We start from the raw sequence: 20,481 nt of genomic DNA on the forward strand, positions 1-20,481 counted from the left end.
AACAGGGCCCTCAGGAGCCAGTGGTCATGGCCGGACCCACAGGATGTCCTTCAACTCCTTGCCCGCCCGCGACAGCGCCTGCTCCAGCGCTTGCATCCCCGCGGGCTTGGGCTTCGGCGGCGGCTCTCCACGCCGGCCCGGCCGCCGGGCGGCGGCGGGGGGCTGGGAGTCGATCTCGGGTGTGTTCTCGTCAGTGCTCATGGCAGGGCCCATACCCGGGCCCATACCCGTCGTTTCGGGCGGCGGTTAAAAAGAATTGCGATTTCTCACCGAAGATTCGACCCAAAAGGCCTCCCCGTGCGTACAGGTTTCGACGGCCATGTACGTCGACCCAAAGGCAGGCTCTCTTGTTGAGTGAAACGCGCATTCGCTGTCCCTCTGTCCCGGAAGCCCGGCAAACACAGGAAAGAGATGCCATGACCACGCTGCGATCAGCTCGTCGGAGCCGGATGCAGTACGTGTGGCCGCTGCGCGAAGACGTCCGGACGGTCGGCCACGCACGGGCGATCATCCGCGAAGAATTGTCGGCACTCTCCCTTTGTTCGGATCTCGTTGACGACGCCGTCCTCATGGTGAGCGAATTGATCACCAATGCTCTGATGTACGGTGACGGCCCGTACGAACTGGCCCTGCACATCGACGCGAAAGAGATCATGTGCGTGGTCGTGGACAGCAGTCCGCTGCTGCCGGAGCCCGCCCCGCCGGACGAGCGGGCCGAGCACGGGCGGGGGCTGCGGATCATCGCCAGGCTCTCCGACGGGTTCTACGGCTGCCATCCCCAGCGCTACGTCACCCACCCCGATCTCGTCGGCAAGGCCACCTGGTTCGCGTTGCCGCGCAGCGGGGCGCCCGGCAACGTGGTGCCGATCAGGGCCGGGACCTAAACCTCCGATTTGAGTCAGGAAAAATCGGGACTTTCCGACTAAATCCGGTTAATGTGTCAGCCGCAAGCCGGGGATGATCTTCGTTGCGTGACGGAGCCCCGGCAGTTCTGGAGGCTGAAATGTCAGGCTGGAACTTGCGGACCGGCGCGTCGACGGCAGCGCTCGCGCTCGTCACCACCACGCTCGCCACGACCGTGGCCACGGGTACCGCATCGGCGGACGCCGCCGTCTTCTACGTGGACTCCGTCAACGGCAACGACTCCGCCTTAGGCACCTCGGAGGCCACCGCGTGGAAGACCCTCACCAAGGCGTCGGCGGCGAATCTGCCCGAAGGCGCCAAGCTGTTCTTGAAGCGCGGCAGCAGGTGGAAGGGGCAGCAACTCGCGATCACCGAGTCGGGCAACGCGCAGGCCCCGATCGTCGTGGACACCTACGGCACGAGCAGTGCCAGACCGATCATCTCCGGGGACAACGAGGCGTGCGTGAGCCTGGACGGCGACCACATCGAGGTCTACAACCTCCAGGTGGGAGTGCCCCAGGACGACGGCCGCTGTTCGTGGGCCGGCGTGAAGGTGACGGGCAACGACAACGTCGTCGAGCGCAACTACATCACGGGCGCCGCGGCCGGGGTCTACATCGCGCCGAAGGCGCAGCGTAACGCGGTGACGGCCAACGACTTCATCGACAACAACTTCATGAGCAAGAACACCGAGGAGCCGGGCAACGACGACTCGGGCGCGTTCGCGATCCTCGTCCAGGGTGACAACTCCGACATCGGCTGGAACGAGTTCCGCGGCTCGATCGCGACCAGCTACGACTACGGGTTGGACGGCGCGGCCGTGGAGATCTTCCTCGGCTCCGACAACCGCATCCACCACAACATCTCGGTGGACAACGAGACCTTCACCGAGCTCGGCACCAGCCACGGCGTCGACGAGAACGGCGACCCCGAGGACCCCGACGGCACCTCGGGCAACGTCTTCGAGTACAACGTGATCACCGGCCCCAAGACCGGCGCGGCCCTCGTCACCCGCGGCCCGCAGGAGCCCGGGGAGGACCCCGACCCGAACGGGCCCGTGTTCGGCACCGTGTTCCGCAACAACTCCGTGTACCTGCCCCAGGCGGGCTCCCAGGGCGTCGTCTGCGACGCCGGCTGCACCAACGCCCACCTGTCGATGTCGCAGAACATCATCCAGGTCACGGCCAAGACCGCCTACGGCCCGAACGTCACCGACAGCCACCACAACGTGTTCTTCGGCGCCTCGCAGCACCAGATGGGCGGCCACGACAACATCACGGCCGACCCGCGGTTCAACCTGTCGAACACCGCCAACCCGCTGAGCCTGCGTGCCGGGAGCCCGGCCATCGACTTCGGGATCACCAAGTTCAGCGACAGCGACGTGACCGGCCGGGCCATCGACGGCAGTGACGGCGCGGTCGACGCCGGAGCGTACGAGTACGACAAGTAAGTCCCTGCGATTTGTCGCCACCGTCCTCTACTCTCCGGGGCAAGTGATCAAGCCCGGCAAATCAGGAGAAGTACGGACATGACCTACCTGGAGCTGTCAGAGGACGGCGGCGGATCGCACAAGTTCTACGACGTGACCGTGGCGGGCACCCGCGTCACGATCACCTACGGACGCATCGGCGAGAGCGGCCAGACCAAGGTCACCGACTTCCCCACCGCGGCCAAGGCCCAGGCCGCGGCCGCCAAGAAGATCGGCGAGAAGACCCGCAAGGGGTACGCCGCGGCGGTCCGCGGAATGCGCCAGCGCCGGGCCGTCACCCGCCGGGCCATCCCCAGCACGCAGTCGACCGCCCAGCAGGCGCCGGTCCTGTGGCGCTTCGACAGCGGGGCGTCGGCGTTCGGCATCTTCGTGGACGACGAGCGCTGCTGGGTCGGCAACCAGCACGGCGATGTCTACACCGTCACCCACTCCGGCACCGTGACCGGCCGCTTCAAGCTGCCGGACGGCGTCAAGTGCATCGTGGCCGACGACTTCTGGATCTACGCGGGCTGCGACGACGGCCGCGTGTACGACCTGAGCGGCAAGGTGCCGAGGTCCGCGTACGAGATCGCCACCGACGTGGACATCTACTGGCTCGACATCCACGACGGCGTGCTCGGCGTCTCCGACCGCGCCGGCGGGGTCACCACGATCGACTACGAGGACGAGTTCCAGTGGTCGCGCGGCGTCGCCGGCGACTCGGCCTGGATGGTCAGGTGCGACGAGGACTCGGTCTACCACGGGCACTCCAAGGGCGTGGCCCGCTACGACGTCCAGGACGGCACGCCCGTCTGGCAGACCGCCCTCGGCGAGCAGGTGCTGTTCGGCTGGCAGGAGGCGCACTCCGTCTACGCCGGCACCGCCCGCGGCTCCGTGGGCCGCGTGATCCGCCTGGCCAAGGGCGACGGCCGGATCGAGGCGGCCTACCAGTGCGACGGCGCCGTCTACTCCTGCGCCACCTCGCCGGGCGGCCGCCACGTCTTCGCCGGTGACAACCACTCGTCGGTCTACTGCTTCGACGCCTCCGGCGAGCGGCTGTGGAAGCTCGGCACCGGCTGCGGCTCCGCGTTCTCCATGCAGTTCCTGGACGACCGCCTCTACATCGTCACCACCGATGGCTCGCTGGCCTGCATCGACGCCAGCGAGGCGGCCATCGCCGCGGCCCGCACGGGCACCGTGCCGCAGCCGCTCGACGTCAAGGCGGCCGCGTCGCTGCAGGTGGTGGAGCCGTCGGTGACGCTGGAGACCACCACCGACGCGGGCGACGGCGTGGTGGTGGAGTGCTTCAAGGAGGGCGAGCGGCTGCGGGTCCGCGTCGTCAGCCCCGGCTTCGAGACGTGGAACGTGCAGTTCCCCAAGGACATCCGGGAGGCCGGAGCCCGCTACCTCGTCGACGGCGTGCGCTCCGCCGGCCGGGGCGGCTTCTACCGCGCGTACGGGGACATCCGCCGGCTGCTCTGACGCTCACGCGGCTCTCGCGGGACGGACGGTCGCCAGGACCAGGAGCCCCGCCGCCAGGCCGGTGACGGCGCTCGCCCGGTAGACGTCGTCGAGCGCGGCGTACGGCGCCAGGCCGTCCTGGTACAGGATGCCGAACACGGCGACGCCGAGCGCGTAACCGAGCTGCCTGAGCGTGTTGACGGTGCCCGCGGCCATGCCCGCGCGGTGCGGCGGGGCGTACGACATGGCGGCCGAGCTCAGCGACGGGATGGACAGCCCCACGCCCACCCCCGTCACGATCAGGCCGGGCACCAGCGCGGTCCACGACGAGTCGGCGTCGAGCGTGCCCTGGAGGAAGGCGCCCGCGCCGATCAGCAGCAGCCCGCCGCCGATCGCCGCCCTCGGGGACAGCCCGGGGAGGAGCCGGGCGGCGGCGACCGAGGTCACCAGGGAGGCGAGGGCCATCGGCGACAGCGCCAGCCCCGCCATCACGGGGCCGAGCCGGAGGTCCTGCTGCAGCCAGAGCGAGGTGAACGCGAGGCAGGCGAACGCCGCCGGCACCAGCAGCATGGCCCCGGTCATGATGCCGCTGAACGACCGGTTCGCGAAGAGCCTGAGGTCCAGCATGGGGTGATCGCCGCGCGTCTCGATGACGCCGAACACCGCGAGCGCCACCGCCGCCGCGGCCAGCGGCACGAGCGTCCGCGCCGACGTCCAGCCGTGCTGCCCGACCTCGATGAGCCCGTACGTGAGCGCGCCCGCCGCCACCGTGAACGTCACCATGCCCGGCCAGTCGAGCCGCCCCTTGCCGGGCCGGCGCGACTCCTCGACCGTGCGCAGGGTCAGCCAGACCGCACCCAGGCTGATGGGCAGGTTCACCAGGAAGATGGCCCGCCAGTGCAGGTGCTCGGTGAGCAGGCCGCCGAGCACGGGGGCGACGGCCGCTGCCGCCCCGCTGACGCCGCCCCACACGCCGAACGCGATGCCGCGCTGCCTGCCGTGATAGGTGGCGCTGACCAGGGCCAGGGTCGTGGCCATCATGGCGGCCCCGCCCGCGCCCTGGACCACGCGGGCGGCCAGCAGCACGCCGCCGCTGGGCGCCAGCCCGCAGGCCAGCGAGGCCAGCGCGAACACGATCAGCGCCCACAGATAGACCTTGCGCTGTCCCGCGTGATCGGCGAAGGAACCGGCGGCGAGCAGCAGGGCGGCCAGGGCCAGCGCGTAGCCGTCCAGCAGCCACTGGGTGCCGGTGAAGGACATGTGGAGGTCGTCGATGATGTCGGGGAGCGCGACCATCACGATGGTCACGTCGACGAGGAGCATGAATGCGCCGGTGCACGCGGCCACCAACGGCCACCAGCCGGTCCTCGTCGCTGCGGAGGTCTGGGTCATGGGAGATAAGATCGGGCTCTCATGGGGATATTCGCCAGCAGAAGCAGCACTTCTGGCGCTTTTCCCCGCGAGCTAGCCTGTGATGGTGAAAAACATCGAGCTGGACGAGCTGGACCGCAGGCTCCTGCACGCGCTGCAGGTGGACGGGCGGGCCGCGTTCAGCCGCATCGGCGAGGTGCTCGGCGTGTCCGACCAGCGGGTGGCCCGCCGCTACCGGCGGCTGCGCGCCAGCGGCACCGTACGGGTGGTCGGCGCCGTGGACGGGCGGCGGCTCGGCTTCGAGTCGTGGTCCATCAGGTTGCGGTGCACCCCCGACGCGGCGGTCTCGATCGCCGAGGCGCTCGCGCGGCGCTCCGACACGTTCTGGGTGCATCTGCTGTCCGGCGGCACCGAGATCTCCTGTAACACGATCCAGCGCACGGCGAAGGAGCGCCAGTCGCTGCTGCTGGGCAGGCTCGCCAAGACCGACCGCGTGCTGTCGGTGACGGCGCACCGGACCCTGCACATGTTCGTCGGCGGGCGGGTCGGCTGGGACGGGCTGGCCGCGCTCTCCCCCGAGCAGGCGGCGGGCATCGAGGAGGGACGGGCGTTCGCCCGCCATGCCGAGGACGAGGAGATCACGCTGGGCCCCGGTGACGACGCCCTGCTGGAGGCGCTGTCGCGGGATGGCCGGGCGCCCTACGCGGACCTGGCCGCGGCGACGGGCTGGTCCGAGTCGACGGTCCGGCGCCGGGTGGAGCAGCTCTACGGGACGGGGGCGCTCTTCTTCCACCTCGACGTGATGCCCGTGCTGCTGGGCCACCGGGTGGAGGCGCAGCTGTGGATGTCGGTGCCGCCGGCCGAGCTGGACGCCACCGGGCGGGCGCTGACCTGGCACCCGGAGGTCGCGTACGTCGGCGCGACGACGGGCCCCGCCAACCTGATGGCCAACGTCGTCTGCCGTGACGACGCGGCGTTCTACCGCTACCTGACCGAGAGCCTGGGCGCGCTGCCCGCGATCGGGCGCATCGAGACCGCGCCGATCATCAGGACCGTGAAGCGGTTCGGGGCCGTGCTCCCGCTCTGACCCGATAATCGAGGCGTGCACCGGCCAACCAGGCGCTCGTTCCTCCGGCTCGGCGGCGTGACCGCGGCCGGGCTGCTCGGCGCGCTGGTGCCCGCCGACCCCGCGCACACCCCGGACGACTCCTTCCTCCGCTTACGCCGCCGCTGGCGGGAGGTCACGGTGGGCGGCGGGTACGACCCGGCCGCCGAGCCGTACCGGACCTGGCTGGACAGGCTGGGCAGGACGGCCGCCCGCCACCGCGACACCATGGCCCCCGGCCGCGCCTCGCTCTGGCCCGACCAGGCGTTCCCCTCCTTCGTGGCCACACCGCGGCGGCTGCGGGCCATGGCGCAGGCGTACGTGCTGGAGGGCACCGGCCTGACCGGCGACGCGGGGCTGGCGGCGGCGGTCGCGGAAGGGGTGGACCACTACCGGCGGAGCGTGTACGCCGACGGCGCCGAGGCGACCGGCAACTGGTGGCACTGGCAGATCGGCGTGCCGAAGGCGCTGCTCGACGCGGCGGTGCTCGCCGGCCTGCCCGAGCCGCAGAGCGCGCGGCTGCGGGACGCGGTCGACCACTTCGTGCCGGAACGCCGGCTCGGCCGGTACAGGGGCAACAGCACCGCGGCCAACCGCGTGGACCTGTGCCTGGTGATGCTGCTGCGGGCCATGCTCGACGCCGACCACGGCAGGGCGGCGCTGGCGGCGTCCGCGCTCGCGCCGGTGTTCCGCCTCGTCGGCGAGGGCGACGGGTTCTACCGGGACGGGTCGTTCATCCAGCACACGCACGTGCCCTACCAGGGGGCCTACGGGGTGACGCTGCTGTCGGGGCTGGCGACGATGTTCGCGGTGCTGCGGGGCACGCCGTGGGAGGTCTCCGACCAGAACGTGTTCGACATGGTCGAGCGGTCGTTCGCCCCCTTCGTCCGCGACGGCGCCTGCATGGACCTGGTCCGCGGCAGGGGAGTCGCCAGGAAGCCGTTCGGCGACCACGAGCGCGGGCGGGAGATCGCCGCCGCGGTCCTGCTGCTGGGGGAGGGCGCCCCGGCCGCCGAGCGGGCGCGCTGGCACGCCATGGTCAAGGGCTGGGCGGTACGCGACACGTACCGGCCGATGCTGGAGCACCCCGAGCCCGCCTTCCACGCCCGGCTGGCCGCGGTCGTGGACGACGCCTCCGTGCCCGCGGCGCAGGAGCCGGTCGGGCACCGGCTGCTGCCGATGAGCGCCCGGGCCGTGCACCGCAGGCCGGGCTGGTGCGCGGCGCTCAGCATGGCCTCCTCCAGGATCGGCCACTACGAGCACGGCAACGGCGAGAACCTGCGCGGCTGGCACACCGGCTCGGGGATGCTCTATTGGTGGGCGACGGGCCACGGCGACCAGTATTCGGACGACTTCTGGCCCACCGTGGACCCCTACCGGCTGCCCGGGACGACCGTCTCCACCAAGAGGCTGCCCGACGGCGCGGGCGGCGACTGGGGCGACACCTGCCCGCCGGGCCGGTGGGTGGGCGGGGCCACGGACGGCACGTACGCCACCGTCGGCCAGCACCTGAACGGCCTGGAGAGCACGATGGAGGCGTTCAGGTCGTGGTTCTTCCTCGACGACGCGATCGTGTGCCTGGGCGCGGGCATCACCGCGGAGGACGGCGTGCCCGTCGAGACGGTCGTGGACAACCGCAGGACCGGCGCCGCGCTGACGGTGCGGGAGGGCTGGGCCCACCTCGAAGGGTACGGCGGCTACGTCGTGCGCGGGCCCCTGCGCACGCTGCGCGAGCGCCGCGCCGGCGGCGGCGTGACCCGCGACTACGTGACGCTCTGGCTCGACCACGGCGTCGATCCGCGCTCGGCCGGATACGTCTACCTGCTCATGCCGGGCGCCGGCCAGGAGGAGACCAGTGCGCGGGCGGCCGACCCCGGCTGGGTGCGCGTGCTCGCCAACACCGACCGCCTGCAGGCCGTCCACGTGCCCTCGCTGGGCCTCACCGCGGCGAACTTCTGGGACGCCGGGACCGCGGGCGGCCTGACCGCCTCGGCCCCGTGCGCGGTGCTGGTGCGCGGGGACACGCTGACCGTGTCGGACCCCCGGTGCGACCTCGACGAGCTGACCGTCACGTGGGCGGGGGAGACGTTCACCTTCGACGGCCTGGCCGGCCGGGAGGGCGCCTCCACAACCGTGCGGCTCCGCTAGTGACCGCCGCCGCGCGCCCTGCGGTACTCCTGCACGACCAGGTCCGTGAGCTCCTGGAGCGAGGTGTCGGCGGTGGGCTTGTCGAACGTGATCGTGCCGTGCTGGAGCAGGTTGACCCGGTCGCACACCTCCAGGATCTGCGCGTAGTTGTGCGCGATGATCACGATGGACACCTCGCCGCGCGCCTTCAGGTCGCTGACCAGGTCGAGGATCAGCGCCCCCTCCTTGGCCCCCATCGCGGCCAGCGGCTCGTCGAGCAGCAGGATCCGCGAGCGCGAGTAGACCGAGCGGGCGACCGCGATGGCCTGCCGCTGGCCGCCCGACAGCTTGGCGACCTCGACGTCCACCGACGGGATGCGCACTCCCATGGCGTCCAGGTGCTCGGTGGCCAGGCGGCGCATGCGCCGGTTGCTCAGCAGCCGCGCGAACCCGACGTGCTCCCGGCCCAGGAACATGTTGTGGTAGACGCTGAGCTCGTTGATGAGCGCGAGGTCCTGGTAGACGATGTCGATCCCCAGTGACCTGGCCTGGCGCACCGACCTGAGCGCCACCTCATCGCCGTCGAGCAGGATCCGGCCCGAGTCCGGCTGGTGGAACCCGCACAGGAGCTTGACCAGCGTCGACTTGCCCGCGCCGTTGTCGCCGATCAGGCCGAGCACCTCGCCCCGCGTCAGGGTCAGGCTGACGTCCCGCAGCGCGGTCACCGCCCCGAACCGCTTGGACAGCGACTCGGTACGCAGGACCTCGGTCATGTCCGTCCCGCCCTTGGCAGCCGGGTCAGGGAGACGTTCGCGATCATGGAGAGCAGGATCGCGCCGCCCAGGATGAGGAAGTAGGGGTTGGCGGAGATGCCGATGAGGTTCATGCCGTTCTGGAGGACGGCCAGGACGAGGGCCCCGATCGCGCCGCCGACGATCGTCCCGGAGCCGCCGGCCAGCGCCGTGCCGCCGATCACCGCGGCCGACACCGCGGTGAACATCAGGCCGGTGCCGCCGCCGATGTTCGGGTCGATGGTGTGGATCCGGAACGCCTCAATCAGCCCCGCGAACGCCCCCAGAGTCCCGCCAATCATGAAATTTCCGATTTTGATGCGCGCGGTGCGGACGCCCGCCTCCGACGCCCCCAGCGGGTTGCCCCCGACCGCGATCGTGTGCAACCCCCACCTGGTACGCGTCAGCAGCACGTGCAGGACGATCACGATCACCGCGGCCCACGCCAGGTGGGCCCACGGATAGGCGCCCAGCCACGACCCGATCGTCCCGTCCACCGCGGCCGGGATCTCGGCGGGGTAGGCGTGCGACGTGGTGAGCACGATGCCGGTCACCGCGTAGAAGGTGCCCAGCGTCGTCACGAACGACGGCACCCGCAGCACCACGGTCACGAACCCGTTCGCGAACCCGATCGCGGTCCCGGTCAGCAGCGCCAGCAGGATCGCCGGCAGCGCCGGGAACCCCCAGAAGTCGATCGCGTAGTGCATCATGAACGGCGCCAGCGCCGCCACCACGCCGACCGACAGGTCGATCTCCCCGCTGACCAGCAGCAGCACGGTCCCGCACGCGACGATGGCCGTGGGCGCGGCGGCCTGGGTGATGTTGACCAGGTTGTCCCCGGTCAGGAAGACGTCCGTGACCGACATGAAGTACAGCCCCAGAGCGATCGCCACCACCAGGACGCCGGCCTCCCGGTGCTTCAGGAACTCCTCCCGGAATCTACGCATGGGCGATGGCGCCCGAACGTTCCACCAGCTTCTGCGCGGTGTCGGAGCCCTCGAAGCGCGTCTTGGTCGTCTGGTACGGGCCCACGTTGTCCTTCGTCACGAACAGCAGGCCCGTGTTCGTCTCGGAGGGGAAGAGCAGCCCGCCGGACAGCTTGTAGAGGTAGAGGTAGAGCACCGGCAGGAAACCCTGCAGGTAGGGCTGCTGGTCGATGGTGTAGTCGAGGTCGCCCGCCTTGATCGCGGCCAGCGTCTCCGGCACCAGGTCGAAGCCTCCGGCCACCTTGAGGCCCTTGCTCCGCATGTTGTACTTCTTGACCGTCTGCCCGATCGACTGGGTGGAGCCGGCGTCCACGGCCAGCATGCCGGCCAGGTTCGCGTGGCCCTGCGCGTAGGCGTCGATGATCGACAGGCCCTTGGTGACGTCGGCGTTCGTGCCCACCGGGGTGAACTTGATGGGCTTGCCCGAGTCCTTGAACGCCTGCTGGGCGCCGTCGATCCTGGGCTGGATGTTCAGGGCCCCAGGGGTGGCGATGAAGCCGGCGACCTCGCCCGACTCCACCTGCTGCAGCGCCCGCTGGCCGAGCGCGTAGCCGGACTCGTACAGGCCCTGCCCGATGTAGGCCAGCCGGCTCGTGCCCTTGTCGTCGCGGGAGCCGTCCGCGTTGTACGACACCACGGGGATGCCCGCGTCCAGCGCCCGGTTGACCGGGTCGCGGAAGGCCGCCTTGTCCACGACGGCCACGGCCAACCCGTCGGCCTTGCCCGAGACGGCGGTGCTGCACGCGTTGACCATCTCGGCCACGATCGAGTCCTTCGAGCCCGTCCACTGGAACTCGGTGCCGAGCAGCGCGCACGCGTCCTGGGCGCCGTACTGGGTGGGGGTGAAGAACGGGTTCGTGGTGACGTGACAGACCAGCACGAACTTCCACTTGGGTGTGGCGGGGAAGTCGCCGGGCGCCGCCCCGGCCGCGCCGCTCGCGGCGGGCTTGTCCTGGCCGGCGGTGCATGCCGCCAGCAGTGCGGAGGCCGCGGCCGACGCGCTGGCCAGCCCGGCGCCGGTGAGCAGGCGCCGCCTGGCGATCGGGGTCAGCTTGAGGGTGTCGACCGCTTCTTCGACCTTGGGGTGGATCTTCTTCATCTGCACGACCTCGCGTTCCTTGCGGATCGGTGGTGCGCGGCCCATCGACCGGTCTCGTGAATCGCCCCCTTCCGCCAGTGAACTCCTTGATGACGGTCATGTCAGGACACGGTTTGGCGAACGTCGTCGCCCGGGCGAAGGCCCAGCTCACGCATGACGAAGGCCAGCCAGTCCGTCTGCTGGGCGACGATCGTGCTCCAGTTCGTGCCGCCGTGCCCGGCGTCCGCCCAGACGCGCAGCAGGACCGGGTGGGCGGCGGTGGTGGCGGCCTGCGCCCTGGCGGCGAACTTGCGGGAGTGCCAGGCCGGGCAGCGGGGGTCGTTCGCGCCCGCGTCCAGCAGGATCGCCGGGTACGCCGTCGCCGGCCGCACGTTGTGGTACGGCGAGTAGGCCATCAGCACGGGCGCGTCGGCCGGGTCGGCCGGGTTGCCGTACTCGGGCAGGGTGGCGGCGGCTCCCACCGGGTCGTGGGCCACGCGCATCATGTCCAGCTTCGGGGCGACGCAGACCACCGCCCGCCACAGGTCGGGGCGCTGGGTCGCGGCCACGCCCGCGAGCATCCCGCCGTTCGAGGCGCCCTGGAAGGCCAGCCGGTCCGGGGCGGTGACCCCGTCGGCGATCAGCCGGCCGGCGATGGCGTACAGGTCGTCGAAGGAGTTCTGCTTGGCGTGCAGCCGGCCCGCCCCCCACCACTCCAGGCCGAACTCGCCGCCGCCGCGCACGTGGGCGTGCGCGTAGATCCCGCCCGCCTCGACGAACGCGGCCAGGGGCCCGAGGTACGAGGCCAGCTCCGCGACGTTGAAGCCGCCGTACGCGTGGAGCAGCGTCGGCCGCGGCCCGGTCCGGTCCAGGTCGGCCCGGTGGACCAGCGTGCAGGGGACGCGCGTGCCGTCCTTGGAGGTGGCCCACACGCGCGTGGTGACCAGCCCGGACAGGCTGTGCCCGCCGCCCTGCAGGGCGGTCAGGGTGCCCGACTCCAGCTCGTAGTGGTAGACGGTCGGCACCTGCGTGTAAGAGGTGTAGCCGAAGGTGATGGCGTCCTCGCAGCCGACGACCTGGTCCATCACGCCGAGCGCGACCACTCCCTGGGCCACCGAGCTGACCGAGCCGGGGCCGGGCAGGGGGACCTCGCCGAGCTCCTTGCCGTCCGGGTCGAGGATCCGGACGCGGGAGACCGTGTCCACCAGCTCGCCGATCACCAGCCGGTCGCCCACCGGGGTCACGCCGGTCAGCACCGCGTCGCCGCCCGGCGCCAGCTCCGTCCAGGTGCCCTGGTCGCCGGGGCTGCCGAGGGGGATGCGGACCAGGCGGCCGCGCGGGGCGCCGGCCGTGGTGACGCACACGTACGCGTCGCCGATGATCTCGCCCTTGTAGAGGTGCTCGGCGTCGGTGACGAACTCCCGCCACTCCCGGTTCGAGCCGTCCAGCCGGGCCAGGAAGTGCGGCCGGGGCCTGAGGTGGTCGACCTGGAGCACCGCCCAGCGCCCGTCGGGGGAGATCTTGGGGATGGCGAACATGTGCGGGATGTCCAGCGGCTCCGGCTCCGTGGGCGGCTCCTCCCCGAGCCGGTGGAAGAACAGCCGCCAGCGCAGCGGCCCCGAGACCGTCTCGTTGGCCATGTAGAAGAAGCCGCTGCTGTCAGGGAGCCACGCCACCAGGCCGGGCCGCTGCTGGGGCACGCCGTCGAGCAGCACCTTCCCGGTGTCGATCTCGACCACCTTGAGCACGGGCAACTCGTGGCCCGCCGCGTCCAGCGAGTACGCCAGGAGCCGCCCGTCCGGCGACGGCTTGGGGGACATCCTCAGCGGCGTGCCGTCGGACAGCTCGTTGAGGTCGATCACGGTACGCCAGGGCCCGGTGGGCGCGTCGGCCACCTCCAGGACCATCAGCTCGCGCCCGTCGGGGATCCGGCCGCTGAACCACCGGGGCCCGTGCCGGACGGGGACCACCAGGTTGCGCGCGTCCATCTGCTCGACCAGCTCGCCGACCCTGGCCGCGAGCGCGCCGTGGTGCGGCCAGCCGTGGATCCAGGACCTGGCCAGCTCGTCCTGGGCCGCCTGCCAGGCCAGGACGTCCTGGCCGTCCTCCTCCAGCCACTGGTAGGGATCGTCGAACGTCAGCCCGCCGACCTCGTTGTGCTGGGGGCGTACCGGTGCGTCGGGATACCGCATGCGTCACTCTCCGCTCTCGCGCGCCTGCCTGGCGCGCTGGAGGTAGTGGATGACGGCGGGCAGATCGCCCGCCCCCAGCCAGTCGATCTGGCGGCTGATCTCCGCGCTGACCCCGGCGCTGTTGGCGCGCCACAGCGCCATGCCCGCGGCGGTGAGCCGTTCCTTGACCTGCTCGTCGCCGGGCTGCAGCGCGGCGGTCATGGCCTCCCAGCGCGCGGAGATCTCCTGCACCCTGGGGTCGTCGACGGGCGTGCCCGCCAGGAGGAGCTCCCGGGTCTCGCGGACGAGCTCCAGCCATTCGGCCCGCAGGCCCGCCAGCCGCTCCTCGCCCAGCTCCGCCCGCCGCGTGGCCAGGTGGTCGCGGAGCTCCTGGGCGAAGTACGTCTCGTACACCGAGATCATCTCGAGCGCGGCCATGAACTGCTCGGCGTCGGGCATGACCGACTTGTGCAGCAGCCACATGAGGCCGCTGATCTGCTGCTTCAGCTGCCCCAGCCGGGCGGTCTGGATCTCGATCTCGGCGAGCTGCGCGCCGAGCAGGTCGCGCAGCGTCCCCAAGTCGTCCTCAGGCCTGTTCAGGACCTCGGCGATCTCGTCCAGCGACAGTCCGAGGCCGCGCAGCGCGCGCACCCGGTAGAGCCTGCGCAGGTCCGCCTCGGTGTAGCGACGGTGCCCGGACGCCGTCCGCTCGCCGGCCCTGACCAGGCCGATCTCGTCGTAGTGGTAGAGCGTCCTGACGGTCACCCCGGAGGCCCTGGCCAGCTCCCCGATCGTCCATCGACGCGCGTCTTCGCTCACGCACCCGACCGTAGAACCTCCCGTGGCGGGAGGTTCAAGCCGTTCACTCCCAGAGCGCCGCCACCTGGGCGACCGCGCCGCGGCCCTGGGCGTAACCGGCTCGGGCGCTGGGCGTGCGTACCGCCGGGTCGAGCGGGTCGATCCCGAAGGCGGCCAGCGAGTCGGCGTCCGGCCCGATCACCTCGACCCGGCCGTCGAGCGCGGCCCAGGACGGCTCGCCGACGTCGGGCATCGGGGCCAGCACCAGCACCCGGTCGAACCCGGCCGCGAGGTCGGAGTTGGTGCTCGTACGCACGCCGCCGTCCATGTACCGGACCCCGTCGATCGTCACGCACGGCCACACGCCGGGCACCGCGCAGCTGGCCGCCACCGCGTCCACCAGCTCCACCCCCGACCCGGGATCGAACAGCCGGGTCTCGCCGCTGACCGCCTCGACCGCCACGATCACCAGGTCACGTCGCGGCCACTCGTGCACGGGCAGCCGGGCCTCGATCACCTCGCGCCGCCTGGCCTCGCTGATCGTGTCGGCGGCCAGCGCCAGCGCGCCGATCTTCCGCCGCTGCTCGACCGGGTCGGACGTGCTCTCGTAGACCTCCATGAGCTTCGCCCACATCTCCTCCACCCGCACCCCGCTGGGCAGTTCGAGCGTCTGGAGCGCGGGATCGACCTGCCGCTCCAGCAGCTCGGAGAGCGGCCGGCCGCTGGTGACCTGGGCGGCGACCGCCGAGCCCGCCGACGTGCCGACGATGCGGTCGGCCCCTGTCACGTCCACACCGCCGTCGGCGAGCGCCGCCAGCACGCCCGTCGTCCACGCGATCCCGGCGACCCCGCCGCCACCCAGTACCAGTGCCCGCTTGCTCATCGGCCCTCCTCATAGGGGTTCTTCCACCCCAACGCCCGGGGCCCGCAGGCGTCTTCCGCCGATCTCAGCCGGCGAGCACCTTGCGCAGCACCGCGGCGAACTCCTCGGTCCTGCCGATGAATCCGCCGTGGTCGCCGGGGAACTCCGTCGGAGCCGTGCCCAGCAGCTCGGCCAGCGCCACGGAGGTCCGGTACGTGACCAGCCCGCCCGACTCGTCACCGATGCCCACCACGACCTGGGCCGGGGCGGCCTTCAGCGCGGCGACGTCGGGCACGTAGCGGGCGGTGCCGCGCAGCTCATGGGCGAAGAAGCGCGCGCTGTCGGCCAGCATCTGCTCCGTCGGCTCCCCGGGAGGCCCGGCCGGGGCGCCCTCGTCGCCCTGGTCGAACCCGGCGGTGGCCATGAACTTGGCGAAGGCCGCCCAGACGCCGTCCCGGTGGTAGGTCGCGATGATGTCCTCGGTCGCGGCGCGTTGGTCGGCGGCGTCGGGGAGCAGCTCCAGCGAGGGCGGCTCGTGCGCGACGAGCGTACGGACCCGGCCGGGGTGCCGGGCCACCAGCGCCAGGCCGGTCACCGCGCCGCCGCTGCTGCCGAACACGTCGGCGGTCTCGGCGCCCAGGGCGTCCAGGAGCAGGGCCAGGTCGTCGGCCCGCAGCTCGGGGGTGGAGTCCTGGGTGGGGTCGTCGAGCACGCTGCCCGAGATGCCCCGCGGGTCGTGGGTGACCACCGTGTAGTCGCCCGCCATCGCCTCGGCCAGCGGCGCGAAGTCGGCCGCGGCCATCGGCGACCCCGTGATCACCAGCACCGGGCCGGCGCCGCGGACCTCGTAGCTCAGGCGTCCGCCCGGGATGGCGAGCGTGTGCGTGGTCGTCATGGAAACCTCCAGTCGTTTCACCGTCGTGGCTATGACTCGCGTCGCCGGCGAAACTCATCGGCCGATGGCGGACAGATCGACGAGGACCAGGGTGTCCCGTTCCGTCTGGAACCAGGCGATGCCGTCCCGCAGGTGAAGAGTGGTGCGCGTCGAGACCTGGAACAGCCGGCCGGTGCGTCCCGTGGCGAGGTCGTGCATGCCGATCGCCTGTTTTCCGGAGGCCGCCTGGAGGAGCCGGACGAAGCGGCCCGAACCGAGCTCCCCGTGGGTGCTCCCCGGCAGCTTCCGCAGGCCCGTGCCGTCGCGCCGCCATGCCTCGGAACCGTTGAAGCACCACGTCACCCCGCAGTCGGTCCACGACGTTCTTCCGGAGGGCGGGACCACGTCCCTGCGTTCGCCGGTGAGCACGTTCTTCAGGTGCTCCACGGGACGCCGGCTGAAGTCGTCCGCCAGGTTGTCATTTCGCGGTGAACCGGCCCAGGGCCATTCGACCAGGCTGTAACCCTTTGTCCCGTCGATCTGGGTCGCCTTACCGCCCTTCAGCGGGGCCCGGTAGACGCCGCCCTCGTCGGGCGACCACACGACCATGCCGTCCGCGATGGCCATGCGGCGGATCCCCAGGACCATGTTGTCGCGGATGACCGTGGCGCGGTCCGAGAAGATCCGGCGGGGCACGCCACCCTTGACCGGTACCGTCCAGACCTCCTTCATGGGGCCGCGGATCGACGACCACGCCAGGTGACCGTCGCCGAAGACCGTCGGGCTGAACGGCGGGCTCCTCTTCTCGAGCTGCGCGATCCTGGTGAACGTCCGCTTGTCCAGGTCGTACGACCGTAGGCCAGGGTGAGCTTCCCGGGGCGTTTGCCGTGCAGCCTGGAGAAGACGTCCTGCACGACGTCCTCGGCGCTCTCCCGGTCGCCGACGAGCAGCACGGCCAGGCGCACCAGGGCGAGCCAGTGCTCGCGGTACAGACTCGCCAGCACCGCCTCGGCTTCGGGCGGCGCGGGCGCGCGAGCGACTGTCTCACCGTTCATGCCTTAGGAACGCGCACCGTCCCCGATCCGCTGCATCGCCGGGCGGCGCAGCCAGGTGGCCCAGCGCCAGAGCCACTCCATGGGGCCGTACCGGAAGCGGCGCAGCCAGAGGGTGGAGACCAGCCACTGGGCCGCGAGGATCGCCCCGGCGATCAGCAGCACCGTCGTCACAGGCCAGGTCTCCGGCGAGCCCGCCACGGCCCTGGAGATCACCAGGACGAGGATCGTGGCGGACAGGTAGTTGGTCAGTGCCATCCGGCCCAGCGGGGCGAAGACGGCCTGCAGGACCGGCCGGAGCGGTGTCCTGAGCAGGACCAGCAGGCCGCACACGTACACGCCCGCCATCAGGAGCCCGCCGACGGCGAGCGATCCGTCCTGCGCGCGGGCCTGCAGCCACAGGGCGACCGCCGCGCCGGCCGCGAAGAGCACGGTCAGCGCCACGGGGGCGGAGCGCTCGATCCGGTCGATCACCCCGTACCGGGTCAGCGCGGAGCCGGCCAGGAACAGCCCGGGGACCAGCGCGGTCCCGCCGCCGAAGGCCAGCGCCGCGGCGAGGAACGCGACGGCGAGGCCCGCCACGGCCCAGCGCGGCAGCCAGGTCGAGGGCAGGAGCACCACCAGGCCGACGACGGCGTAGATCGTCAGGATGTCGCCCCGCCAGAGCGCGAACATGTGCACCAGCCCCATCGCGAGCAGCACCAGGAGCCGGCGCAGCAGGAGCAGCCGCGGATTGGCGGTGCGCCCTGCCGCGGACTCCAGGAGCAGCGAGAAGCCGATGCCGAACAGCAGCGAGAAGATCGGGAAGAACCGCTGCTCGACCAGCAGCCCCATCCACATCGCGCCAGGGGTCTCCGCCGCGTGCTGGACGGGGACGAGGGCGTCGCCGACGTGGGAGATCGGCTGGACGTTGGCCAGGAGGATCCCGCAGAGCGCGAAGCCGCGTATGACGTCGAGCGCGGTGATCCGCGCCCTTCTTCGGGAATCGGGAGTTTCGGGTGGCATGACGCCTCATCCTGCGGGCCTCATGCCGGTGGCGGCTTCGGCCGGAAGCAGGGTTCGCGACAGTACTTTCGGCCGGACCTGTGCCCTCAGGGGGGTTCAGGGGGTGGCGACCTCCAGGTTGCCGGAGTCGCTGGAAAGCTCGATCGTACGCGGCGCCGAGGCGTCGGTGGCCGCCGTGACGTCCTTGCTGCCGGAGTCGGTCTTGGCGATCACGTTGTACGGCCCCTGCGGCACGCGAACCGTGATCGAGCCCGAGTCCGAGGAGCTCACGACCTTGTCCGGCTGCGCGGTGAAGACCAGCTCGACGTCCCCCGAGTCGGTCTCCGTGACGACCCGCTTGCCCGACAGCCCGCCGGCCTCGATCACCCCGGAGTCGCTGCGGACGTCCACCTCGCCGGACAGGCCCTTCAGCGTCAGGTCCCCGGAGTCGGAGTCGATCTTGACGCGGAGCCCCTTGGGGATCTCCACCTTGTAGTTCACGTCGCAGGCCGCAGCCCCGCTCCCCAGCCCCCAGCTGCGGGGGCACTTGTACGTCAGGGCGAGCGTGTCGCCCTCCACGCCGTGGGTGGCCTCCGGCTTGTTCTTGCGCCAGACGAGATGCTCGGTCACGTGGATGCCCTGGCGGTCCGACTCCACCACCTCGACGGTGCCGGAGTCGGACCCGATCCTGATGCCGGCCACCTTGTCGGTGACGTCGTAGGACTTGGTGTCCTCATCGAGGGGGCCGGCGAGGCCGCACCCGGTCAACACCGCCGCGACCCCCAGCAGCCCTGCGATCATGCCCGCTCTCTTCATGCCCATGACGCCCAAGTGTGGTTCACCAGGCCCTGCCCGGGCGTCGGGGAGTTCCCTGAGACGTCCCTGAAGAGTCCCTCAGGGGCGGGGGCGGTCACCAGCCGAGCTCGTCGCAGCCGGTGTGGTCGGCGGGCTCCACCTGAAGGGTCGCGTGCGCCACGCCGTGGCGGCGGAGCAGCAGGTCGCGGGCCTTGTCCAGGATGGCGTGGTGGTCCTTCGGGTCGACGGTGACCAGGTGGGCGGTGGCGACGTTCATGCCGGAGGTGAGGGTCCACAGGTGCAGGTCGTGCACGTCGCGTACGCCTTCGAGCGCCGCCAGGTCGGCCGCCACCGCGGCCGCGTCCATGCCCTCGGGCACGTGCTGCCCCAGCACCGCGAAGACCTGACGGCCGAGGGAGATCGCGCGCAGGGCGACGAAGACGCCGATGGCGAGGGCGACGACGGTGTCCCAGAACGTCTGACCGGTGGCCGTGATCAGCCAGCCCGCCACGATGACGCCGACGGACCCGGCCGTGTCGGCCACGACCTCCAGGTAGGCGCCCTTGACGTTGAGGCTCTCGGCGGCCCCGGCACGCAGCAGCAACAGGGCGATGAGGTTGACGACCAGGCCGATGCCGCCGACGACGAGCATCGGGCCGGAGGAGACCTCCGCGGGTCCGCCGATCCGCCCGATGGCCTCCAAGACCACGTACAGCGCGACGCCGAGCATCATGACCACGGCCAGCAGGGACGCGAACACCTCGGCCCGGTAGGAGCCGTAGCTGCGCCTTCCCGTGGCGTCCGGCCGGGTGGCGATGCGGGTGGCCACCAGGGCGGCGCCCAGGGTGACGACGTCGGCGGCCATGTGCCCGGCGTCCGACATCAGCGCCAGCGAGCCGGAGATCAGGCCGTAGACCAGCTCGACCACGAAGAACGCGCCGATCAGGACGAAGGAGACCGCCAGCCGCCACCGGTGCTGGGCGCCGGCGTGCCCGTGTCCGTGCCCGGCGCCCATCAGTCGGCCCCGTCCCGTTCGGGGTGGATGGCCTCGGTGTGCTCGGTGTGGGCGAGCGCCAGGTCGAGCAGCATGCGTACGTGGGGGTCGTCCAGCCGGTAGTACGCCATCCGCCCGGCGCGCCGGGGGACGACGATGCGGTGGGCGCGCAGCAGCCGCAGGGCGTGGGAGACCGCGGACTCGCTCTGGCCGGTCACGGCCGCGAGGTCGCACACGCACAGCTCTCCGTCCAGCAGCGCCACGAGCAGCCGCAGCCGGTTCGGATCGGACAGCAGGCCGAAGACGTCGGCGGTGTCGGCCAGATCGTCGGCCGCCGGCATCCGCTCGCACACGGCGGCGACCCGGTCGGGGTCGACGACCCGGACCGCGCAGCCGTCCGGCGACAAGACGACTCGCTCGCTTGAAGAGCTATTCATATAAACAACAATAGCTTGCGAAGTGATCCCACCATCAAGTTTCTCCGCGCGTCCTCTTTCAAACCTGACCGCCGCGTTGAAGGGGCTCCAGCCCGGCTATCTGCTCCGGCTTTCTGCTCCGGCTTTCTGCTCTGGCGGTGGTCAGGCCCGGTCTACTCAAGCCGGGCCCGGGCCACCACCAGCTTCCTGATCATGGAAGTCCGGTCCCGCCGTTCCGTGTCGGC

20 protein-coding genes are annotated in these 20,481 nt (G+C 71.5%); 5 read left to right on the top strand and 15 right to left on the bottom strand.

Annotation, left to right across the window (positions count from 1 at the left end):
- Positions 1-24 precede the first annotated feature (24 nt).
- On the bottom strand, positions 25-201 hold the full coding sequence (locus ACWEPL_RS54525; RefSeq protein ID WP_364251678.1) for a hypothetical protein: 177 nt from the start codon (positions 199-201) through the stop codon (positions 25-27).
- 248 nt (positions 202-449) lie between these two features.
- On the opposite strand from ACWEPL_RS54525, the gene ACWEPL_RS54530 reads away from it, so the two are divergent.
- The 3 genes from ACWEPL_RS54530 (at position 450) to ACWEPL_RS54540 (ending at position 3,853) form a co-directional block, all read left to right on the top strand.
- Positions 450-884, top strand: coding sequence for an ATP-binding protein (locus ACWEPL_RS54530; RefSeq protein WP_363979286.1), 435 nt, complete (start codon positions 450-452; stop codon positions 882-884).
- A gap of 119 nt (positions 885-1,003) precedes the next feature.
- The gene (locus ACWEPL_RS54535; protein WP_363979073.1) at positions 1,004-2,353 is read left to right on the top strand and encodes a hypothetical protein; all 1,350 of its coding nucleotides are present in this window, start codon (positions 1,004-1,006) and stop codon (positions 2,351-2,353) included.
- A gap of 78 nt (positions 2,354-2,431) precedes the next feature.
- Positions 2,432-3,853 (top strand): WGR domain-containing protein, encoded by a 1,422-nt coding sequence (locus ACWEPL_RS54540; protein WP_363979076.1) that lies wholly within the window; start codon positions 2,432-2,434, stop codon positions 3,851-3,853.
- A gap of 3 nt (positions 3,854-3,856) precedes the next feature.
- Here the strand turns inward: ACWEPL_RS54540 and ACWEPL_RS54545 are convergent, their stop codons facing one another.
- On the bottom strand, positions 3,857-5,224 hold the full coding sequence (locus ACWEPL_RS54545; protein WP_452441237.1) for an MFS transporter: 1,368 nt from the start codon (positions 5,222-5,224) through the stop codon (positions 3,857-3,859).
- An 82-nt stretch (positions 5,225-5,306) separates the two neighbouring features.
- On the opposite strand from ACWEPL_RS54545, the gene ACWEPL_RS54550 reads away from it, so the two are divergent.
- Both ACWEPL_RS54550 and ACWEPL_RS54555 read left to right on the top strand, forming a co-directional pair.
- Entirely contained in the window at positions 5,307-6,290 is a 984-nt protein-coding gene (locus ACWEPL_RS54550; protein WP_452441238.1) for an Lrp/AsnC family transcriptional regulator, read from the top strand.
- Positions 6,291-6,305: 15 nt separating this feature from the next.
- Entirely contained in the window at positions 6,306-8,456 is a 2,151-nt protein-coding gene (locus ACWEPL_RS54555) for a polysaccharide lyase 8 family protein (protein ID WP_452441239.1), read from the top strand.
- On the opposite strand, the gene ACWEPL_RS54560 is transcribed toward ACWEPL_RS54555, so the two are convergent.
- The 13 genes from ACWEPL_RS54560 to ACWEPL_RS54620 form a co-directional block, all read right to left on the bottom strand.
- A complete protein-coding gene (locus ACWEPL_RS54560; RefSeq protein ID WP_452441240.1) occupies positions 8,453-9,208 on the bottom strand; it encodes an ATP-binding cassette domain-containing protein in 756 nt (251 codons plus the stop codon). The two genes, ACWEPL_RS54555 and ACWEPL_RS54560, sit on opposite strands and share 4 nt — an antisense overlap.
- On the bottom strand, positions 9,205-10,173 hold the full coding sequence (locus tag ACWEPL_RS54565) for an ABC transporter permease (RefSeq protein ID WP_452441241.1): 969 nt from the start codon (positions 10,171-10,173) through the stop codon (positions 9,205-9,207). Before ACWEPL_RS54565 ends, ACWEPL_RS54560 begins: the two co-directional genes overlap by 4 nt.
- A complete protein-coding gene (locus ACWEPL_RS54570; protein ID WP_452441242.1) occupies positions 10,166-11,356 on the bottom strand; it encodes a substrate-binding domain-containing protein in 1,191 nt (396 codons plus the stop codon). The genes ACWEPL_RS54565 and ACWEPL_RS54570 overlap by 8 nt, the downstream gene beginning before the upstream one ends.
- A gap of 56 nt (positions 11,357-11,412) precedes the next feature.
- Positions 11,413-13,482, bottom strand: coding sequence for a prolyl oligopeptidase family serine peptidase (locus ACWEPL_RS54575; protein ID WP_452441244.1), 2,070 nt, complete (start codon positions 13,480-13,482; stop codon positions 11,413-11,415).
- A 3-nt stretch (positions 13,483-13,485) separates the two neighbouring features.
- Positions 13,486-14,280, bottom strand: a complete 795-nt coding sequence (locus ACWEPL_RS54580; protein WP_452441245.1) for a MerR family transcriptional regulator — start codon at positions 14,278-14,280, stop codon at positions 13,486-13,488.
- 43 nt (positions 14,281-14,323) lie between these two features.
- The gene (locus ACWEPL_RS54585; protein ID WP_363979100.1) at positions 14,324-15,142 is read right to left on the bottom strand and encodes a patatin-like phospholipase family protein; all 819 of its coding nucleotides are present in this window, start codon (positions 15,140-15,142) and stop codon (positions 14,324-14,326) included.
- Between the two features lie 64 nt (positions 15,143-15,206).
- Positions 15,207-16,016 carry an alpha/beta fold hydrolase gene (locus tag ACWEPL_RS54590; protein ID WP_363979103.1) on the bottom strand — a complete coding sequence of 270 codons (810 nt, stop codon included), beginning with the start codon at positions 16,014-16,016 and terminating at the stop codon, positions 15,207-15,209.
- Between the two features lie 54 nt (positions 16,017-16,070).
- A complete protein-coding gene (locus ACWEPL_RS54595) occupies positions 16,071-16,727 on the bottom strand; it encodes a hypothetical protein (RefSeq protein WP_452441248.1) in 657 nt (218 codons plus the stop codon).
- Positions 16,724-17,050, bottom strand: coding sequence for a hypothetical protein (locus ACWEPL_RS54600; RefSeq protein ID WP_452441249.1), 327 nt, complete (start codon positions 17,048-17,050; stop codon positions 16,724-16,726). Before ACWEPL_RS54600 ends, ACWEPL_RS54595 begins: the two co-directional genes overlap by 4 nt.
- A gap of 3 nt (positions 17,051-17,053) precedes the next feature.
- Positions 17,054-18,052: a DUF418 domain-containing protein gene (locus ACWEPL_RS54605; RefSeq protein WP_452441250.1), complete on the bottom strand. Its 999-nt coding sequence runs from the start codon at positions 18,050-18,052 to the stop codon at positions 17,054-17,056.
- 96 nt (positions 18,053-18,148) lie between these two features.
- Positions 18,149-18,853 carry a DUF4097 family beta strand repeat-containing protein gene (locus ACWEPL_RS54610; RefSeq protein ID WP_452441252.1) on the bottom strand — a complete coding sequence of 235 codons (705 nt, stop codon included), beginning with the start codon at positions 18,851-18,853 and terminating at the stop codon, positions 18,149-18,151.
- 88 nt (positions 18,854-18,941) lie between these two features.
- Positions 18,942-19,841 (bottom strand): cation diffusion facilitator family transporter, encoded by a 900-nt coding sequence (locus tag ACWEPL_RS54615; protein WP_350723954.1) that lies wholly within the window; start codon positions 19,839-19,841, stop codon positions 18,942-18,944.
- Positions 19,841-20,257: an ArsR/SmtB family transcription factor gene (locus tag ACWEPL_RS54620; RefSeq protein WP_452441254.1), complete on the bottom strand. Its 417-nt coding sequence runs from the start codon at positions 20,255-20,257 to the stop codon at positions 19,841-19,843. Before ACWEPL_RS54620 ends, ACWEPL_RS54615 begins: the two co-directional genes overlap by 1 nt.
- Positions 20,258-20,481: the final 224 nt, after the last annotated feature.

The organism is Nonomuraea sp. NPDC004186 (assembly GCF_053603495.1).

What these genes read in the sequence shown, in the direction of transcription:
- ACWEPL_RS54525 (WP_364251678.1), bottom strand. Translation starts at nt 201, where the DNA reads ATGAGCACTGACGAGAACACACCCGAGATCGACTCCCAGCCCCCCGCC.
- ACWEPL_RS54530 (WP_363979286.1), top strand. Translation starts at nt 450, where the DNA reads ATGCAGTACGTGTGGCCGCTGCGCGAAGACGTCCGGACGGTCGGCCAC.
- ACWEPL_RS54535 (WP_363979073.1), top strand. Translation starts at nt 1,004, where the DNA reads ATGTCAGGCTGGAACTTGCGGACCGGCGCGTCGACGGCAGCGCTCGCG.
- ACWEPL_RS54540 (WP_363979076.1), top strand. Translation starts at nt 2,432, where the DNA reads ATGACCTACCTGGAGCTGTCAGAGGACGGCGGCGGATCGCACAAGTTC.
- ACWEPL_RS54545 (WP_452441237.1), bottom strand. Translation starts at nt 5,224, where the DNA reads ATGACCCAGACCTCCGCAGCGACGAGGACCGGCTGGTGGCCGTTGGTG.
- ACWEPL_RS54550 (WP_452441238.1), top strand. Translation starts at nt 5,307, where the DNA reads ATGGTGAAAAACATCGAGCTGGACGAGCTGGACCGCAGGCTCCTGCAC.
- ACWEPL_RS54560 (WP_452441240.1), bottom strand. Translation starts at nt 9,208, where the DNA reads ATGACCGAGGTCCTGCGTACCGAGTCGCTGTCCAAGCGGTTCGGGGCG.
- ACWEPL_RS54565 (WP_452441241.1), bottom strand. Translation starts at nt 10,173, where the DNA reads ATGCGTAGATTCCGGGAGGAGTTCCTGAAGCACCGGGAGGCCGGCGTC.
- ACWEPL_RS54570 (WP_452441242.1), bottom strand. Translation starts at nt 11,356, where the DNA reads ATGGGCCGCGCACCACCGATCCGCAAGGAACGCGAGGTCGTGCAGATG.
- ACWEPL_RS54575 (WP_452441244.1), bottom strand. Translation starts at nt 13,482, where the DNA reads ATGCGGTATCCCGACGCACCGGTACGCCCCCAGCACAACGAGGTCGGC.
- ACWEPL_RS54585 (WP_363979100.1), bottom strand. Translation starts at nt 15,142, where the DNA reads ATGAGCAAGCGGGCACTGGTACTGGGTGGCGGCGGGGTCGCCGGGATC.
- ACWEPL_RS54590 (WP_363979103.1), bottom strand. Translation starts at nt 16,016, where the DNA reads ATGACGACCACGCACACGCTCGCCATCCCGGGCGGACGCCTGAGCTAC.
- ACWEPL_RS54595 (WP_452441248.1), bottom strand. Translation starts at nt 16,727, where the DNA reads ATGAAGGAGGTCTGGACGGTACCGGTCAAGGGTGGCGTGCCCCGCCGG.
- ACWEPL_RS54600 (WP_452441249.1), bottom strand. Translation starts at nt 17,050, where the DNA reads ATGAACGGTGAGACAGTCGCTCGCGCGCCCGCGCCGCCCGAAGCCGAG.
- ACWEPL_RS54605 (WP_452441250.1), bottom strand. Translation starts at nt 18,052, where the DNA reads ATGCCACCCGAAACTCCCGATTCCCGAAGAAGGGCGCGGATCACCGCG.
- ACWEPL_RS54610 (WP_452441252.1), bottom strand. Translation starts at nt 18,853, where the DNA reads ATGGGCATGAAGAGAGCGGGCATGATCGCAGGGCTGCTGGGGGTCGCG.
- ACWEPL_RS54615 (WP_350723954.1), bottom strand. Translation starts at nt 19,841, where the DNA reads ATGGGCGCCGGGCACGGACACGGGCACGCCGGCGCCCAGCACCGGTGG.
- ACWEPL_RS54620 (WP_452441254.1), bottom strand. Translation starts at nt 20,257, where the DNA reads ATGAATAGCTCTTCAAGCGAGCGAGTCGTCTTGTCGCCGGACGGCTGC.